Annotated in this window: 14 protein-coding genes; 6 read left to right on the plus strand and 8 right to left on the minus strand. The window is 47.5% G+C overall.

Features of this window, described 5'->3' with window-relative positions:
• Nucleotides 1-57: 57 nt before the first annotated feature.
• The 3 genes from GA693_RS06920 to pheA all read right to left on the minus strand — a co-directional run bounded on the left by GA693_RS06920 (nucleotide 58) and on the right by pheA (nucleotide 4,573).
• Nucleotides 58-2,304 (minus strand): bifunctional prephenate dehydrogenase/3-phosphoshikimate 1-carboxyvinyltransferase, encoded by a 2,247-nt coding sequence (locus tag GA693_RS06920; protein WP_160241178.1) that lies wholly within the window; start codon nucleotides 2,302-2,304, stop codon nucleotides 58-60.
• Between the two features lie 3 nt (nucleotides 2,305-2,307).
• The gene (hisC, locus tag GA693_RS06925; protein WP_075166937.1) at nucleotides 2,308-3,399 is read right to left on the minus strand and encodes a histidinol-phosphate transaminase; all 1,092 of its coding nucleotides are present in this window, start codon (nucleotides 3,397-3,399) and stop codon (nucleotides 2,308-2,310) included.
• Between the two features lie 64 nt (nucleotides 3,400-3,463).
• On the minus strand, nucleotides 3,464-4,573 hold the full coding sequence (pheA, locus tag GA693_RS06930) for a prephenate dehydratase (RefSeq protein ID WP_005179005.1): 1,110 nt from the start codon (nucleotides 4,571-4,573) through the stop codon (nucleotides 3,464-3,466).
• 486 nt (nucleotides 4,574-5,059) lie between these two features.
• Between pheA and GA693_RS06935 the strand changes: the two genes are divergently transcribed.
• Nucleotides 5,060-5,581, plus strand: coding sequence for a type 1 glutamine amidotransferase domain-containing protein (locus GA693_RS06935; RefSeq protein ID WP_005179007.1), 522 nt, complete (start codon nucleotides 5,060-5,062; stop codon nucleotides 5,579-5,581).
• An 83-nt stretch (nucleotides 5,582-5,664) separates the two neighbouring features.
• Here the strand turns inward: GA693_RS06935 and GA693_RS06940 are convergent, their stop codons facing one another.
• Both GA693_RS06940 and GA693_RS06945 read right to left on the minus strand, forming a co-directional pair.
• Nucleotides 5,665-6,807, minus strand: coding sequence for an acyl-CoA dehydrogenase family protein (locus tag GA693_RS06940; protein WP_075166939.1), 1,143 nt, complete (start codon nucleotides 6,805-6,807; stop codon nucleotides 5,665-5,667).
• A gap of 150 nt (nucleotides 6,808-6,957) precedes the next feature.
• The gene (locus tag GA693_RS06945) at nucleotides 6,958-8,307 is read right to left on the minus strand and encodes a dicarboxylate/amino acid:cation symporter (protein ID WP_160241177.1); all 1,350 of its coding nucleotides are present in this window, start codon (nucleotides 8,305-8,307) and stop codon (nucleotides 6,958-6,960) included.
• A 40-nt stretch (nucleotides 8,308-8,347) separates the two neighbouring features.
• On the opposite strand from GA693_RS06945, the gene GA693_RS06950 reads away from it, so the two are divergent.
• On the plus strand, nucleotides 8,348-8,578 hold the full coding sequence (locus tag GA693_RS06950) for a hypothetical protein (protein ID WP_160241176.1): 231 nt from the start codon (nucleotides 8,348-8,350) through the stop codon (nucleotides 8,576-8,578).
• Between the two features lie 156 nt (nucleotides 8,579-8,734).
• Nucleotides 8,735-9,736, plus strand: coding sequence for a glycosyl transferase family protein (locus tag GA693_RS06955; protein WP_160241175.1), 1,002 nt, complete (start codon nucleotides 8,735-8,737; stop codon nucleotides 9,734-9,736).
• A gap of 69 nt (nucleotides 9,737-9,805) precedes the next feature.
• Here the strand turns inward: GA693_RS06955 and GA693_RS06960 are convergent, their stop codons facing one another.
• Nucleotides 9,806-10,075: a YeaC family protein gene (locus GA693_RS06960; protein ID WP_005179016.1), complete on the minus strand. Its 270-nt coding sequence runs from the start codon at nucleotides 10,073-10,075 to the stop codon at nucleotides 9,806-9,808.
• Entirely contained in the window at nucleotides 10,075-10,983 is a 909-nt protein-coding gene (locus tag GA693_RS06965) for an NAD(+) kinase (RefSeq protein WP_005179018.1), read from the minus strand. Before GA693_RS06965 ends, GA693_RS06960 begins: the two co-directional genes overlap by 1 nt.
• 189 nt (nucleotides 10,984-11,172) lie before the next feature.
• Between GA693_RS06965 and mrcB the strand changes: the two genes are divergently transcribed.
• Together mrcB and GA693_RS06975 are read left to right on the plus strand one after the other, a co-directional pair.
• The gene (gene mrcB, locus GA693_RS06970) at nucleotides 11,173-13,575 is read left to right on the plus strand and encodes a penicillin-binding protein 1B (protein WP_104472396.1); all 2,403 of its coding nucleotides are present in this window, start codon (nucleotides 11,173-11,175) and stop codon (nucleotides 13,573-13,575) included.
• A 16-nt stretch (nucleotides 13,576-13,591) separates the two neighbouring features.
• A complete protein-coding gene (locus GA693_RS06975; RefSeq protein WP_160241174.1) occupies nucleotides 13,592-14,146 on the plus strand; it encodes a tetratricopeptide repeat protein in 555 nt (184 codons plus the stop codon).
• Here the strand turns inward: GA693_RS06975 and GA693_RS06980 are convergent.
• Nucleotides 14,143-15,066 carry a thiamine phosphate synthase gene (locus tag GA693_RS06980; protein WP_005179031.1) on the minus strand — a complete coding sequence of 308 codons (924 nt, stop codon included), beginning with the start codon at nucleotides 15,064-15,066 and terminating at the stop codon, nucleotides 14,143-14,145. The genes GA693_RS06975 and GA693_RS06980 overlap by 4 nt on opposite strands.
• Before the next feature lie 138 nt (nucleotides 15,067-15,204).
• On the opposite strand from GA693_RS06980, the gene hemP reads away from it, so the two are divergent.
• The gene (hemP, locus tag GA693_RS06985; protein ID WP_005179034.1) at nucleotides 15,205-15,375 is read left to right on the plus strand and encodes a hemin uptake protein HemP; all 171 of its coding nucleotides are present in this window, start codon (nucleotides 15,205-15,207) and stop codon (nucleotides 15,373-15,375) included.
• The last annotated feature ends 35 nt before the right edge of the window (nucleotides 15,376-15,410 follow it).

The following is a 15,410-nucleotide window of genomic DNA, read 5'->3' on the forward strand; positions in this document are numbered from 1 at the left end:
AGCAATATAAAACAAACAGCCAAGCAAAAGCTTGGCTGTTTTGGGTTATTTTTCTCTTTATTCGGTCACTTCAATCTGCAGACCGGCCTGAGCGGTCAATTGGGTAAAGGTCGGGAAGCTGGTCGCGACCGTTTCTGTACCCACAATTTTAATTACTTCCGAGTTACGTAAACCGGCAATCGAGAAGCTCATGGCAATACGGTGGTCATGATGTGACTCAATTTCACCGCCGGTGAACACAGGCGACCAGTCACCTGCTTTGCCCTTGCCTTCAATGATGATGCCATCTTCAGTTGGGGTACAGTCAATGCCCATGGTTTTCAAGCCATCTGCCATCACCTGAATCCGGTCAGATTCTTTGACGCGAAGTTCAGCTGCACCAGTCAATACAGTCTGACCTTCCGCACAGGCTGCTGCAATAAACAGCGCCGGGAATTCATCAATCGCCAGTGGCACCTGATCTTCCGGAATATGAATGCCTTTTAAGGTACGGCTGCCCTGAATACGAATGTCGGCAATCGGTTCACCACCGGCAATACGCTCGTTGGATACAGTAATATCTGCACCCATTTGTTTGAGGATTTCAATCACGCCAGTACGGGTCGGGTTAATGCCCACAGCTTCTAAAGTGACATCGGCATTTTCAGTAATGGCCGCGCCCACCATAAAGAACGCTGCAGATGAAATATCTGAAGGCACCTGAATATTGGTTCCCACCAGTTTACCGCCGCCTTGCAGGGAAATACGGTTGCCTTCGGTTTTCACTTCATAACCAAAAGCACGCAGCATACGCTCGGTATGGTCGCGGGTTGGTTCCGGTTCAGTTACTGCAGTTTCACCTTCGGCCCACAAACCGGCCAGTAAAATTCCTGATTTCACCTGTGCAGAGGCCATTGGTAAATCGTACTGAATGCCTTTTAACTGCTGGCTGCCCGTAATTGACACCGGTGGCGTACCACGCTCACCTGTGGTCTGGATTTGTGCACCCATTTCACGTAATGGCTTGGCAATACGCTCCATTGGACGCTTGGACAAGGATGCATCACCGGTCATCACCGAATCAAAGGCCTGCGCCGACAACATGCCTGACAGCAAACGCATGGAGGTGCCAGAGTTCCCCATATACAGCGCGCCGACTGGAGCTTTGAGGCCCTGCATCCCCACACCGTGAATGGTCACTTCACCATTTTTTGGGCCTTCGATGCTGACACCCATATCGCGAAAAGCCTGCAAGGTCGCCAGTGCATCTTCACCTTCCAAAAAGCCGGTGACATGGGTGGTGCCTTCTGCAATTGCACCAAACATGATTGAACGATGTGACACAGATTTATCACCTGGCACAGTAAATTTACCCTGGAAATTTTTAGAGCCCGGTAAAATCGTAAATTGTTGTGTCACTTTATTGTTCTCCATCAACGGTTTTTTGGCCAGCATATGATTAAAATGCTGACGCGCTGCTTGAGCATGTCCCAGCAGGCCCATTAAAGCCTGCGAGTTTTCCTGTTCGATCAGCTGGCGCAAGATTGCCAGCTGTTGTTCAAAGCCATCGACTGCATTCAAAATTGCCTTTTTATTGGCAAAGAAGATGTCGTGCCACATTTGTGGATCACTGGCTGCAATTCGCGAGAAATCACGAAAGCCGCCTGCAGCATAGCGAAAAATATCTAAATTGTCTTCCCTGTTGGCCAGTTGCTCCACCAGGTTAAATGCCATTAAATGCGGAAGATGACTGGTATGTGCCAGCACTTCATCGTGCTTGTCCACATCCATACAGATCACTTCCGCTTTGGCTGCTTCCCACAGATGAATCAGTTTATTGACCGCCCAATCCGCACTGGTCGGTAATGGAGTCAAAATCACTTTATGATTGGCGAATAAATCGACCTTACCGGCATGGACCCCGGTATGCTCGGCTCCAGCAATCGGATGCCCCGGCACAAAACCGGCAGGCAGTTGTTCACCAAAAACCGCTTTGGCTGCATCGACCACATTGCCTTTGGTACTGCCGACATCGGTCAGGATTGCATCAGGTTTTAAATACGGTTTAATCTGCTGCAACACATATTCGGTGGCACGTACCGGTAAGGCCAGTACCACCAGATCAGCATCTTTCACCGCCTCGACCGGATCGCTATAACCGGCAGCAATTAAACCCAAGGCTTTGGCATCTTCTAGCGTTTTTTGCGAACGGGTCGATGCCACTACCTCATGAGCCAGCTGTTCAGCCTGAATCACACGCGCCAGACTTGAGCCAATCAGCCCAAGTCCAATAAAAGCGACTTTTTCAAACAGGGGTTGCGTCATGGCTTATGCCTTTGCGTCCAGACCTAACACCTTCGCCAGTGCAGTCAGGAATTTGGCATTTTCTGCTTCTGTTCCAATCGATACACGAAGATGGTTTGGAATACCAACCGGACGTACAATCACGCCTTCTTTGAGCAAGGCATTGAAGGTTTGTGCCGGATCAGCCTGTACATCAACCAGAATAAAGTTGGCACGTGAAGGCACATAGTTCAGGCCCAGTGCCTTAAAGCCCGCTTCCAGCTGCGCCATACCAGCCTTGTTCACTTCACGTGATTTTTCGATAAAGGCTTCATCTTTCAGCGCTGCTACAGCTGCCACCATAGCTAAATGGTTCACGTTAAATGGCTGACGGATACGGTTTAAATAGTCAGTCACCTGTACAGAGGCCAGAGCAAAACCAACTCGTAGCGCTGCCAGACCATAGCACTTCGATAAAGTACGGCTAACAATCAGATTTGGATACTGATCCAGATACTTCAGGCTGTTGAAGTTTTCCGGGAAGTATTCCACATAGGCTTCATCCAGCACCACAATTACATTGGCCGGTACTTTTTGCATGAAGGCTTCAAATTCAGCTTCTTCAAACCAGGTGCCGGTCGGGTTGTTTGGGTTGGCAATGAACACCAGCTTGGTGTTGGCCTGAATAGCCGCAGCCATCGCGTCTAAATCGTGTGAAAAACCTTTGGCTGGCACTTCAATGGCCTGCGCATTAATGGCCTGAGTCACCAGCGCATAAACCGCAAAGGCGTGCTGGCTATATACGATTGAGTCCTGCTCGGACACAAAAGCGCGGGCAAACATTTCCAGCAGGTCATTTGAACCATTACCCAAAGTAATCCGTTCATGACCAAAACCAAACTGCGCTTCAATCTGGTCTTTTAAAATAAAACCACCACCATCTGGATAACGACCAATTTCTGCCAGCTCGGCAGCCACAGCCTCTTTGACTTTGTCTGAACAGCCCAACGGGTTTTCATTGGATGCCAATTTCACAATATCGGTAATACCCAATTCGCGCTCAAGTTCACTGATCGGCTTACCTGGTTGATATGGCTTTAACTTAGAGATGCCTTCATTGGCTGGGACAAACGACATTTTTTACTTCCAGATTTACAGGTGAAAAGCAGCCGCATGCAGCGCACACGGCCACCAGAGAATTTTATAAAACTGCCGCCGGATAAGAGCCGAGTACACGGACTTCTTTCACCAATGGACGGATTTCTTCAATCGCAGCTTTAACATTGTCTTGCTCAATATGACCTTCCAGATCAATAAAGAACACATAGGCCCATTTTTCAGGTAAAGCCGGACGGGTTTCAATACTGGTTAGACTAATGTTGTGTTTGGCAAATGGCGCCAGAATTTCCAGCAAGGCACCGGCACGGTCATGTGCAGACACCAGCAATGAAGTTTTGTCATTGCCGCTTTGTGGCACTTTCTCACGGCCAATCACCAAGAAGCGCGTGGTGTTTTCCGGGTTGTCTTCGATATTGCTGTGCATGATTTCAAGATCATAAATGGTTGCCGCAATTTCAGAAGCAATGGCCGCAGAATGCCATTCATTACGAATACGGCGCGCCGCTTCACCATTGGAACTTAAAGCCACACGCTCCACCCCAGGATAATGCGCATCTAGCCATTTACGGCACTGTGCCAGCGTTTGCTGGTGAGCATAAATCTGTTTAATGCTGTCTTTACGGGTATTTGCAGAAATCAGGAACTGATGATGAATCGGCAATTCAACTTCGCCAATCACATTCAGATTTGAAGTTTTAAAGCAGTCTAAGGTATGGTTCACCACCCCTTCAGAGGAGTTTTCTACCGGCACCAGACCATAATGCGCACTGCCCGCTTCCACTTCACGGAAGACTTCATCAATGGTTTGTAAAGGGCGCACCAGGGCATCATGACCGAAATGCTTGAGTACCGCAGAATGGGTATAAGTCCCAACAGGCCCCAGGAAGGCAATACTTTGCGGTGCTTCCAGTGCCAGACAGGCCGACATGATTTCACGGAATAAACGTGCCATGGTCTGGTCCGACAATGGGCCTTCATTGCGATCCATAACATTACGTAAAACTTGTGCTTCACGTTCCGGACGGTAAAACAGCGGATTCTCTTCAGCGGCAAATTTGGCTTTGGCCACCGCTTCTGCCAATCGTGCGCGACGGTTAATCAGTTGTTGAATCTGCATATCAACAGAGTCAATTTCCTCACGAATATTGTTCAGGTCAAGAGAAGTCGTTGTGTTTTGATCGTCGTTGATCATTGTTATGTCGCCCTTCATAAACGGTATGCAAACAGTATAACAATAGTTAGCTTTCAAATGTTGCGCAATACAACTTTGATTGATTCAGTCTTAAAAACAAACAGTTGGTTAAACTCTCTGCAACTTGTGAGACTGTTTATCAATTGAGCAGCTATGGCTCATGAATAATTCTGAACAAGTCACGACGCTTTGCCTGTTTTTCCATCCAGAGTGTAGCGAATTTAAGCAGATGAAACAGGGCCTTTTTCCAATCAGCCGATAGCTTTTGCATCTGAATTCGATGAATAGTGATAGGATTTTGCAAGTTTATTGCGTAAACTGAACAGGCGTCATAATTACTTACATAGAAAATTACGCCCATAAATATTGAATAAAATTCCAGAAATTTTAACTTGAAAAAGAAATAAGAAAACTGGTTACAAAGCAGCAATGAAATTTTGCTTTTTCCCCTTTACTCTTTTATTTAAAGCAATTCGGAGAATAATAATGTCAAAAAGAATCGCGGTGCTGATTACCCATGATTATGAAGATGCAGACTATCCAGAATTGATCCACGCCTTCCGTGCAGCGCGGCATAGCGTGGTAAATGTTGAAAACAAGGCCGGCAATATTGTCTATGGTTATCAACGGCGCAGCTCGGTAACCATCGACCAAAGTATAGATGATGTGACCATTCATGATTTTGATGCGCTGCTGATTCCCGGCGGCCAATCTCCGGCACAACTGCGTGATGATTTACGTTTTGTCGATTTTGTCCGAAACTTTGCCAATGCCCAGAAACCAATTATGAGCACCTGTCATGGTCCGCAACTGCTGATTCATGCCAGTGTGGTCAAAGGCCGGCGCATGACCAGCATTGCCCCGGTGATGCTGGAGCTGATGGATGCCGGCGCCGTGTATTTTGATGAAGCGGTGGTGAATGACAATAACCTGTATATTTCCTCACGCTCACCAGCAGACTTGCCGATCTTTATTCGGGAAAGTCTGCATGTGCTCAGCCTGCATTAAAATAGTCTCAGAAACACACCCACCAAAAAACACCCGCCCAGTCGATGCTGGCGGGTGTTTTCATTTAGTCTGATGTATAGAACTTAACGGCCCAATAAACCGCGCGCCACAATCTCTTTCATAATTTCATTGGTACCGCCATAAATCCGCTGGATACGGGCATCGACAAAGAAACGAGAAATTGGATATTCAGTCATATAACCATAACCACCAAACAGCTGCAGTAGCTGATCGGCCACTTTCATCTGCATATCGGTCGAGAAGCTTTTCAGTGCTGCCGCGGTTTCAACATCCAGTTTGCCCTGCATATACAGCTCGACATTCTGGTTATAAAACGCAGCCGTGGCCAGCTCATCAATTTTAGCCTGTGCCAAAACAAAACGGCTGTTCTGGAACTGGCCAATTTTCTGACCAAAAGCCTGACGTTCCTGGACGTATTGCGTGGTGATGTCAATTGAACCACGGATAGCGCCCAAGGCGGTGGCGGCAATCGCGGTCCGTTCACGTGGTAATTCCTGCATTAAATAGGCAAAGCCCTGTCCCGGCTGGCCCAGTAACTGTTCTTTGGGTACTTTCACGTTATCAAAGAACAATTCCGAGGTGTCCTGAGCGTGCAGGCCAATCTTGTCGAGGTTGGTGCCTTTTTTAAAGCCATCCAGATGGGTATCGACCAGCAATAAAGACACACCTTTGGCGCGTGCCTGCGGATCGGTCTTTACCGCCAGCACCACCAGATCGGCATGTTGGCCATTGGAAATAAAGGTTTTAGAACCGTTTAAAATATAATGATCATCCTGCAAAATGGCATGACTGCGCATGGCTTGCAAGTCAGAACCAGCACCCGGCTCGGTCATACCAATCGCACCGACCACTTCACCGCTAACCATTTTTGGCAGCCAGTACTGTTTCTGTTCTTCTGAACCAATATTTAAAATATACGGCGCAGCAATTTCTGAATGACAGGAAATACCGGTAGACAGTGCGCTATAACCAGCACGTGCCGATTCTTCCACCAGCATCAGCGAATAATGGGTCGGTACGCCATAGCCGCCATACTGTTCCGGTACATCTACACATAAAAAGCCGTTTTCACCCAGCTGGTTCCAGACCGAGCGCGGCATAATTCCTTCCCGTTCCCACTGTTCATAATGCGGGGCAATCTGTTCACTCATAAAGCGGCGGAAGTTGTCACGGAATAATTCTAAATCTGCATCATAAGCCAGCATAGTCGATCCTTGTAGGGTACATTCTTGTTTTACATTCAGCCCCATGCTATGCATTTTTAAGCGTACTGTCATGGCTTTGCCCGGCTTTTTTATTGACTGCCAAGTAATAAAAAAAGGAAGCCGAAGCTTCCTTTAGTCACCGCCCTGCTGTTAAGCCGAAGCAGATTGCTGGCTTTGTTCTGCCATTTTGCGGTCAATTTCTTCCGGATTATTTAATGCATATTGCAGCTTTTCCTGATCTAACTGACCGACCCATTTCGCTACAACAATGGTCGCCAATGAATTACCCACCAGATTGGTCAAGGCACGCGCTTCAGACATAAAGCGGTCAATACCCAGAATTAGCGCCAGACCGGCCACCGGAATATGACCCACAGCCGCCAGTGTTGCCGCCATCACAATAAAGCCTGAACCGGTCACCCCTGCTGCACCTTTAGAGGAAATCAACAGCACCAGCAATAAAGTAATCTGATGATGCAGTTCTAAAGGTGTATTGGTGGCCTGAGCAATGAAGATTGCCGCCATGGTCAAATAAATCGAGGTACCATCCAGGTTAAAGGAATAACCCGTTGGAATGACCAGACCCACCACCGATTTTTCACAGCCGGCAATTTCCAGTTTCTTCAACATACGCGGTAATACCGATTCTGAAGATGAGGTCCCCAATACAATCAGTAATTCTTCGCGAATCATGCGGATCATTTTCACGATACTGAAACCAGTCATACGCGCAATACTGCCGAGTATGATAAAAATAAACAGCACACAGGTCAGGTAGAAGCAGATAATTAACTGCGCCAGTTGCGCCAGACTGCCAATCCCGTATTTACCAATGGTAAAGGCCATCGCACCGAAAGCACCAATTGGCGCAACTTTCATGATCATGTTCACAATGTTAAAGAACACATGCGAAATCTGGTCAATCAGTTTCAAGACCGGCTTACCTGCTGGCCCTAAACGGTGTAAAGCAAAACCAAACAGGATGGCAAACATCAGCACCTGCAGGATTTCACCCTGGGCAAAGGCACCGACCACGGTATTTGGAATGATATTTAACAGGAACTCGACTGTAGATTGCGCTTCACCAGTTTCTACATATTTTGAAATACCGGTGGTATCCAAAGAAGCTGGATCAACGTTCATGCCAACGCCTGGTTTCCAGACGTTAATCACCACCAGACCAATAATCAGGGCGATGGTAGAGACAATTTCAAAATACAGTAATGCCACGCCACCGGTTTTACCCACCGATTTCATGCTTTCCATACCAGCAATACCACTCACCACGGTACAGAAAATCACCGGCGCAATAATCATTTTGATTAAACGGATGAAGCCATCACCTAAGGGTTTCAGCTGCTCACCCAGACCCGGAACATACTGTTCCACGCCATTAATAATTTGTGTGCCACTAGGAGAATAATGACCGACGAGAATACCTTCAATAATTGCAATAATCACCTGAAAGTACAGGGATTTATAAATAGGCTGTTTGGCCATAACAGATCTACTTTTGTTCTTGTCCAGAGGACAAATACCCTTGATTTTTTACCCACGACCTGTTCTGCCTGTTTTTAAAACAACAGGCATACGCTGCCTTGAGCCATGGCTCAAAACATTCAACGCTTTATTTTCATCGGCAAAAATCGGACTTACTTTGAGCCGCCAAAATAAACAGGCTCAAACGCAAAAGCGGCTTTTAGAACAGGAGATGAGTAAAAATAAAAAACAATATAAAACGCTGCGAATTTTACCTAAAATTCAAATGTAGTGCTGCTAAAAACAGCGAGAACTGGCCAACTTTAAAGCAGAAACAGCTTAGACATTAGTCTAAATCCGAGCAAAGCATACGGTTTTTAAAAAACCGCAAACATGTGTATATTGTGGGAAGCGACCGGCGCCATTTATTTGAGATTCAGGCAGTTACATGAGCACGAAAAGAAACATTTATAAAGACGTTGAACATCCTTTTGCCCAGTACGTGCGTATTGTGGGAAAAGGCAAAAATGGTGCACGTTCCCTCACCTATGAAGAAGCCTATCAGGCCTTTTCCATGATCCTGAAACAGGAAGTACTCGATGTTCAGCTCGGTGCTTTTTTGATGCTGCTGCGGGTCAAGGAAGAATCGGTCGATGAACTGGCCGGCTTTGTTCAGGCCACCCGTGACCAGTTGCAGTTTAAAGCTTTAGATGTAGATCTGGACTGGTCCTCCTATGCCGGGAAACGCAAACATTATCCGTGGTTTTTACTGGCCGCGCTGACTCTGGCCAAACAGGGTTTTAATATTGTCATGCACGGCGCTGCTGGGCATACCATTAACCGGGTCTATACCGAACAGGTGCTGGAATACTTAGGCTATCCAATCTGCCAGTCAGATACGGAAGTCGAACAGCAATTACAGCAGCGTCATTTTGCCTATCTGCCTTTAGACGTGATTTCTCCGGTGCTGGCCGATTTGATTGCACTACGGAATGTAATGGGCCTGCGTTCACCTATTCATACTCTTGCCCGGCTGATTAACCCCTTTAATGCCAAAGCCACAGTACAGGCCATTTTCCATCCGGCCTATCGCAGTTCCCATCAACAGTCGGCGTTTAAACTGGGCTATCTGAACAGTGCGGTGATTAAAGGTGAAGGCGGCGAGTTTGAACGGAATCCGGATGCCAAAACCTTAATTTGTGGCATTCGTAACGGCGAGCTGTATGAACATGAATTGCCAAAGCTGACCGACAACCGCAGCCCGATTGAAGAAGAGCTGGACCTGGCGGTATTTAAAGCCGTCTGGGAAGGCCAGCAATCGCATGAATATGGTGAAGTGGCGGTGGTGGAAACCATGGGCATTGCGCTGTATACCATGGGCGTCTGTGACAGTTTTGCAGCAGCCATGGACAAAGCACAGCAGTTCTGGGCTGCGCGTTTAAATGCTTAAGCCACGAAAATAGCCAATAAAAAAGGTAAGCCGCGGCTTACCTTTTTTGTATGAATCTGCTCTTAAAGTTTAAATAAACTTGATTGGCTGGAAATCTTCATTTTTGTGATGATCATCATCACATTGTTCACCTTCTTCCTTGGTGCCACGGTCGATATAACCGCTACGTTCAGTTTCCGGTAAATGCTGGATTTCCCAGGCATACACGGCCTGCATACAAATTTCGCGCTGCTCTTTGGTCAACGCCACACCATTCGGCCATTTACCAATCTCTACCGCGGTTTTTAGACGACCAACAATTTCAGGATTGAGTACGGCCAGCATCTGTTCAATATTCATCATAAATCCTGCTGTTGCAAAGAATCAAAATCTTGGTTCCAGCCGAGCTTGGTACGACATGCCATATAGAAATCATAACCCGGTGGATGAAGTAGGTTTAACTTATAGGGATGCTTGCGGATATGCAAACTGTCCCCGACACTGAGTGAAACACTGTGCTGACCATCGGCACTGACCATTGGCAAGACACGGTTTTCACGAATCTGTATTTTAATTTCACTTTGTCCACCCACCACAATCGGGCGTGAAGACAAGGTATGCGGATGCATCGGCACCAGCACAATCGCATCCATACTCGGATGCACAATCGGGCCACCACCAGACAAGGCATAGGCGGTAGAACCAGTAGGCGTAGATACAATTAAACCATCACTGTGCTGACGATAAACATACTGACCATCAATATTCAGGTCAAAATCAATCATGTGTACCGATTTACCGGAATGCAGCACCACATCATTTAAAGCCACTGCTTCATAAATGACTTCACCTTTGGAGCGCACTTCCATTTCCAGCAGGAAACGGCGGTCCAGCTGAAACTCGCCTTTTAATACCTGATCCAGCTTGAAGATGACTTCCGTGGGTTTAATATCGGTCAGGAAGCCTAAACGGCCACGGTTTACCCCGATGACCGGCGTATTGTATTTGACCAGCGCGCGCGCTGCATGCAGCAACGAGCCATCACCGCCGACCACAATCACCAGATCAACCACTTCGCCCAGCAAGGCGCGGCTGACGGTTTGGGTGTTCGGATAAGGGACCAGTTCTGCTGTTTCTGCATCAAATACCGGATGCAGGCCTAAATTCAGCAGATGATCATGAATTAAACTGAGCGTTTCTACGACCGAAGTTTTGCCAGGACGTCCAATCAATCCGATATTACGAAAGTTCTTGTGTGAAATTTGCACCTACGACATCGCTCCGCTACGATCCGTTGACTATAATAGCACTAACCCGAATGTTTTAAAAAAACTTTAGAAATCTGAATCCAACCGTTTTTTCTCCTCGATTGGCCGCTTCATTCACAGATTAAATATTGCAAATTATGTAAAAGCTTCGCATGATTAGCCTAATTTCTTAGGGTTTTATTGCGATTTATGAAGTCTGAACGTGGCATAGGTATTATTGCACTTCTATTTTGTATACTGGTGATTGGGGCATTTCTGGCATTAAGTATCTACCTGATTCGATTAGATAATATTGTTAGAGATAAATTTGAAGGACAGCGCTGGGACATTCCAGCCAAGGTCTTTGCTCGTCCGCTGGAAATCTATACCAATGCACCGCTCAATAAAGCCGATTTCGTGCAGGAATTAAAACTTTTAGGCTATAAAAGCGCAGAAAGCTATAACAAAACCGGCAGCTATGTCGATGCGGGCGACACCTTGTTTGTACATACCCGCGGCTTCGATTTTGGTGAAAGTGTTGAACCGGAACAGGTGCTCAAAGTCAGCTTTGCCAATAACCAGATTGCTGAAGTCAGTGCAACCAAACCATCGACTACCGGTATTGCCCGTTTAGAGCCCATGCTGATTGGCGGGATTTATCCGCAGCACAATGAAGACCGGGTGCTAATTAAACTGAACCGGGTGCCAAAACCGTTAATTGAAGCCTTAATTGCCACCGAAGACCGTAATTTCTATCTGCATCATGGGGTGTCGATTCGTGGGACTGCGCGTGCTATTGTCAGTAATATCACCGGCGGTAAGCGTCAGGGCGGTTCGACCCTGACCCAGCAACTGGTGAAAAACTTTTATCTGACCCCGGAACGTACATTAAAGCGTAAAGCCAATGAAGCGCTGATGGCGATGCTAATTGAGCTGCATTATGACAAAGATGAAATTCTGGAAGCCTATTTAAATGAAGTGAACCTGGGTCAAAACGGTAACTATTCTATTAATGGTTATGGTCTGGCCTCACAGTTCTATTTTGGTCTGCCGCTGCGTGAACTGAATATTGCCCAGCAGGCTTTCCTGGTTGGTCTGGTGCAGGGACCGTCTTTATATAATCCATGGCGTAATCCGGAAGCGGCCGAAAAACGCCGTAATATTGTACTGAACAATATGCTGGTGATGGGCTATCTGACGCAGGAACAGTATGAAACCGAAACCGCGCGTCCGTTAAATGTGATTGCCAAACCGACCATGGGCCCTGCCCGCTTCCCGGATTTTCTGGACATTGTGCGTCGTCAGTTACGTGCTGAATATCAGGAAGGTGATCTGACCAATCAGGGACTACGGATTTTTACCACTTTAGACCCAATTGCACAGACCAAAGTACAAAGCGCATTTAAAGAATCAGTAAACCGTCTGGCCAATGCCAATCCGCGCCGTTTAAAAGATTTGCAAGGGGCGGTGCTGGTGTCCCATCCTGAAAATGGTGAACTGGTGGCTGCAGTCGGTTCTACCCAGGACTTTACCGGCTTTAACCGTGCGCTGGATGCCAAGCGTCAGGTCGGCTCGCTCTTGAAACCGGTCATCTATTTAAGCGCACTAGAATCGGGTCGCTATAACTGGGCCAGTCCGGTACAGGATACCGAAATCAGTATTCCATCTGCCGGCAAGTCATGGACACCGCGTAATTACAGCGGCAGCGAACATGGCGTAGTCCCGATGGCGCAAGCGCTGGCCAATTCCTATAACCTGTCGGCGGTACGTTTAGGTCAGGAATTTGGTCTATCAACCTTCCGTAACCATCTGATTAAATTTGGCGTCAGCAGCGAAAATATTCCACAGTATCCGTCCATTTATCTGGGCGCGGTCGATTTATCACCTATGCAGGTGATGAATATTTATGGCAACTTTGCCACCGGTGGGTTCCAGTATCCAACCAAAGCCATTCGCGCGGTGGTCGATTCTAATGGTCGTCTGCTCGAGCGTTATGGCCTGTCAGTACAGCAGACCATTGAACCGTCTGCGGCCTATATGCTGAATTATGGCCTGCAACAGGTAATGAGTGCAGGAACCGGACGTGCAGCCTATAACAGCCTGTCCAGCGATTTAAAACTGGCCGGTAAATCGGGCACCACCAATGATACCCGCGACTCCTGGTTTGCCGGTTATTCGGGTAACTATTTAAGCGTGGTCTGGTTAGGGCTGGATGATAACAAAGTCACCGGTTTGACAGGTTCATCGGGTGCCCTGCCGGTGTGGAGCAATGTGATGCGTCAGCTGCGCCAGAAGCCGGTGAATCTACGCCAGCCGGACAGCGTACAGTGGCACTGGATTGACCGTGACTCTGGTCACTTGTCGGCTCAAGGCTGTGCTGGTGCGATGTATATTCCGATTTATCGCAATCATGTGCCGCGTCAGGCCACCGCCTGTGGTTTACCGCATTATCAGGTTGAGCCGGTTTACAATCCGGATACCGAATATTACCAAGCTGTACCTGAAAGCAGTGACAGTATCGAGAATTATATCCAGGAAAGTGAAGCCGAGATGGAAAGACAACTTTCCGAAAATGATGCACGCATCATTTCAAGCGGCAGTTATACGCAATAAGTGGACCCTTAATTAAATGACCTTGAAATATCTGATCTTGGGGATGGGACTGGCTGGACTGGTGGGCTGTCAAAGCCTACCGGAATCCAAGCCGGCACCGCAACCGGACCAAGAAAAAACGACTGAACGAAAAACCATTCGCACACCCACCGGCGTGGTGATTCATCCTTATGAACAGGAAGAAATTCAGCGCAAGAAATTACAGGTCGTGGTTCCTGAACAAAAAGTACAGCAGCGTTTTGAAGATGGCCGCTCTTTACCAGCGTTTAAGAAACTGATGCAGCAGACCCAGACGGCTTATCGTCAGGGACAATGGGCGCGTGCCGAAGCTGCCGCCTTACAGGCACAGCGTCTGGCACCGCAATCGGCTGAAACCTATATGTATTTAGGGCTGGTGGCGAACCAGAAAAAACAGCCGAAAAATGCAGAAGCCCTGGCCCGCCGTGGTCTGAGCTATGCACAAACACCGGCGATGAAACGCCAATTATGGCTGATTATTCAAAAAGCCGGCCAGCTACAAAACAATAACCGTACCGTGCAACAGGCACAGCAAGCGCTGAAACAACTTTAGGCTGAAGCGCTATCCAACGCATCCATAAAGCGGATCCCGGCAATACCATAGGCATGGTGTTGCTGGGCCTGCGCCAAGTCCTGCCGATGCATCCCGCCTAAGGCAAACACCGGAATATCGACCTGTTTGGCCCAGTTCTGAAATTGTGCCCAGCCTAATGCCGGAGTATCCGGATGGCTGGCTGTTGGCAGCACCGGACTTAAAATTGCAGCATCACAGCCAATATTCTGCGCATGTTGTAAGGATTCCAGATCATGACAGGCAGCAATATAACGCTGACCGGCCTGCAGGCTGCCCTTGTGCAATTGCAGACATTGTTGCTGCTTTAAATGGATGGCAGCGACCGAGACCTGCTGCACGCTATTCAGCTGCTTCCACAGTTCCAGATTAACAATTAATGATTTTAAACAGCCAATATTCTGCTCAGCCAGTTCAATACTGCGTTCCGGTGCCGGTGCGACACGCCAGTACAGCAGTTGCTGGGTATCCGGGGTATCCAGACAGTTTAAGTCTTCACTAATTTTGATACATTCAGGCCAGTAGAGGCGTTGCAGCATACGCTGGTTGGCTTGCGGGAAATTCAAACGAGCCAAATCCTGCCGTTTATACCAGGTCCACGGTTGCTGGATGTCTGAGAGCAACGCCGCCGGCACAAAGGCATGGAACACATGCAAATTGACAATCACATCTTCATATTCATGCCGGATAAAATCAAACTCATGCCACTGGATCAGGTCAATGCCTACTTCTTCGCGCACTTCACGGCGACAGGCCTGCACTGGCGTTTCATGCTGCTCTACCTTGCCGCCGGGAAATTCGTGCTTATTGCCCTGATGCTGTTTGGCTTCGCGCCAGCCGACCAGGACCTGGGTCTGATGCAATAAAATCCCAATCGCGATATGTAGATGTGGCTTTGACATGAAACGTCCTGTTTTTGAAATATGAGCAAGTGTAAGCAAATTTATACTTTTTATAAATTCCCCAAATCAAGCGTTGACAGATATATTTGATAATGATTATCATTTATATCGTTCAACATACACCACGGAGTCGAAGGAATGAACGCACCATTTAGCCTGTTTAGCCGTAATGCAGATCAACAGTATGCCTTACCAATGTTACATTCTAATAACCTGTTTGCTCTCGGTCGTGAAATTCGCATCATGCATGCCGGAGAAGAATACCGCCTACGCCTTACCCGTAATAATCGCCTTATTCTCACCAAATAAGAACAACATCTGAATAATAATAATCGTGGGAAGCA

It is taken from the genome of Acinetobacter indicus (assembly GCF_009914475.1).
Taxonomy (GTDB): domain Bacteria; phylum Pseudomonadota; class Gammaproteobacteria; order Pseudomonadales; family Moraxellaceae; genus Acinetobacter; species Acinetobacter indicus.